Origin of the sequence: Kordia sp. (assembly GCF_045105435.1) — a bacterium.
GTDB lineage: Bacteria > Bacteroidota > Bacteroidia > Flavobacteriales > Flavobacteriaceae > Kordia.
Map to the genome: position 1 here is coordinate 1 of NZ_JBGCDL010000343.1, position 3,319 is coordinate 3,319.

Here is a 3,319-nt window from a genome sequence, read left to right on the forward strand (position 1 = left end):
AAACTTTTTTACTGATTGATTCCAACGACAAATACTTGGCAAATAATGCACTATTTGATTATGAAGTGTTGAATAGCAACTTTAAAAAAGATGGCTTTTTAAAACTAAAATTGGCAACCGCTTTGCGCGATGATACACTGAATGTCTTAGTGCAAGCTTTTCACAAAAACAAACAAGTATTTTCACGATTGCAATCAATTGAAAACGGTTCAAAAAATATCCATATTCCACTTGCAAAAGAGTTGACGAACGAAATTACTGTTCGGATGAGTTTTGTAAAATTCAATACATTTTACAGCGATAAATTCGAATTTACCCAATACCTAGAAAAAAAATTTTTAACCATTGAAACGGCTACGTTTCGCAACAAATTGCAACCTGGACAAAAAGAAACATGGCGTTTTAAAATTCTCGATTTAGAAAAAAATCCGAGCAATGCAGAAGTCTTAGCGTCTATGTATGACGAATCGTTAGATCAATTTTCGCCACATATTTGGAATGTAGATTTTGATCGCTTCCGCAGAAAATACTATCCAGTTCCACAAACAATTACAAGCGGTTTTAACAACAAAAGATCGCTCGAAATTTACAATTCGAATAGCTACTTTAAAATTCCAGCCTTCAAAAAACACTTCAAATTCAAATGGTTTGGACTCGACTTTAGAAATATCAACAATGCAAACAAACGATATCTTACAGTGCTAAAAAGGCAAAAAAAATATAAAAATAAAATTGTGTACACAGGTAGTATTTCCGGATATGTTTTGGACGATACTGGTTTGCCGCTGCCTGGCGCCACAATACGGGTAAAAGGAACTCAAACAGGCACAATCACCGATTTTGATGGTTTGTATACGATCAATGCAACTGCTGACGATGTGTTGGTAGTTAGTTATCTAGGTTTCAATTCCGAAGAAATAAAAGTAGGCAAGCAAAAGGGAATTAGTGTTCGTTTAAGCGAAGGAGATGCGTTAGAATCAGTCACTATAGCTGCTGCGTATGGTGTTTCTCATATAAAACCAGGGCCAACATCAAATTTAATTTTAACGGTTGATGGTGAATCTGTTCGTAATGTCCCTATTGGCACTTTAGATCAAATCTTGCAAGGTGCTTCGGCTGGAGTTACTGTAAATAGAGGTAGTGGACAACCTGGAAATAGTACGACTATTACCATTAGAGGAAGAGGTTCGTTACAAGGTGATACTGAACCCTTATTTGTCATAGATGGTGTTCCTGTGGATCAGAATGCATTTCGTAATTTATCACACAAAAACATTACATCATTAAGCGTTTTAAAAGATGCAAGCGCAACCGCATTGTATGGAAGTCGTGGTGCTGGCGGCGTTATACTTGTCACTACAAAATACGGAACACGCAAAGAAATAGAAGGCGATTTAGAAGTAACTGTCGGTTTAACCGAAGAAGATTTGGATGCAATTGACACACGAAAAAACTTAAAAGAAACGGCTTTTTTCTATCCTAATTTGCGAACCGACGCCGAAGGAAATGTAGCTATTGAGTTTGAAGCGCCTGAATCATTAACACGCTGGAAGTTTCAGTTATTTGCACATCAAAAAAACGGAATGTTTGAAACAATTGTCAAAAATGCCGTTACGCAAAAGGAATTGATGGTGGTGCCAAATATGCCGCGTTTTTTACGAGAAAAAGATTCGATAGTCATTTCCACAAAAGTGGTGAATCTGCAAAAGAAAAACACCAAAGGTATTGCTTCGTTACGTTTGTTTGATGCCACTACACTAGAATCAATTGATGCAAAAACACATCTTACCGAAAAAAATAAATCCTTTGCAATTGATGCAAAAGGCAACACAACCGTTTCTTGGAAACTCTATATCCCGAAAGGTGTAGACGCAATTCAGTATAAAGTAATCGCGAAGGCGGAAAATTTTTCTGATGGTGAAGAAAATGTACTTCCTGTGCTTAAAAACAGCTTGTTAATTACCGAAGCCAAGCCAATTTTAGTCAAAGCAGGCGAACAAAAAGAAGTTACGTTTACAAAGCTCGCTACCAATACAAGTGAAAGTTTAGTGCAACATCAATTGACATTGGAATACACGTCCAATCCGACTTGGAGCGCCATTCAGTCGTTGCCGTATTTGCTAGAATATCCGTATGAATGTACCGAACAAACCTTTGCGCGTTTGTATGCCAATATGCTTGCAGCGCACATTTTGCAAAGTTCGCCCGAAATACAAGAAGTGTTTGAAGCTTGGAAAGCAAACGGACAACTGATTTCTGATTTGGAGAAAAACCCAGAGTTAAAATCCTTATTAATTTCAGAAACTCCTTGGATTCGTGATGCAGTTTCCGAAAGTGAACAAAAACAACAATTGGCAAGACTGTTTGATAAAAAAGCGTTGAACGAAATGCAGTTAGAATTATGGAATAAACTGGACAACTTACAAACCGAATCTGGCGGATTTCCTTGGTTTGCTGGCGGAAATGACAATTACTACATTACACTTCATATGTTACAAACATTTGCGCATTTGTCACAATTAAATGTGCTTGATGATAAAACTCAAGAAAAGTATTATCGTAGTATGATGAAAGCTGCGTACAAGTATACAGATCAACGTTTTTTAGCGACGTATGCAACTATTGATAAAGCACCAAAAGACGCAGCATACACACCACAAATTGAATATATGTATACGCGAACTATGATTCCTGATTTGATGGAAATTCCAGCAGATGTAAAAACTGCAATGGAATTTTATTTAGATCATTTACGCAAAAATTGGCTGTTGTTAACTGTAAAACAAAAAGCGATGTTGGCATTGAGCTTGGCGCGAATGAATAAGCAGAAAGACGCTAAAAAAATTATGAAAGCCTTGGAAGAATCTGCCGTAAAATCGAAGGAAAATGGTATGTATTGGAAATCGGTGACCGAAAATCGGTATTACAGTTCGAGCGCCGTTGAAATACAAGCATTACTAATTGAAGCCTTTGCAGAAATCACCAAAGATGACGCGATTGTTCAAGAGTTGCAATTGTGGTTGTTGCAACAAAAACAACAGCAACGTTGGGAAACTACGAAAGCTACCACCAAAGCCATTCACGCATTATTGTTGAATCCGAAGAAATTCGTTTCTATCAAAGACAATACAAAGTTTACCATCGGAACAGCAAAAATCAGCACGAAAAAACTAGACGAAACAGCAAAAGAAGCCGGAACAGGTTATTTTAAAACTTCGTGGAAAAAAGAGGAAGTTACCAAAGATAAAGCGACAATTCGCATTAAAAATAACGGAGAAACTACTGGTTTTGGCGCAGTATATTGGCAATATTTTGAAGA

General features: G+C 37.0%; 1 protein-coding gene. It reads left to right on the forward strand.

Annotated elements, in window-relative coordinates:
- Positions 1–3,319: alpha-2-macroglobulin family protein (locus AB8B65_RS17490; protein WP_405302573.1), on the forward strand; the 3,319-nt coding region annotated here is incomplete at both ends.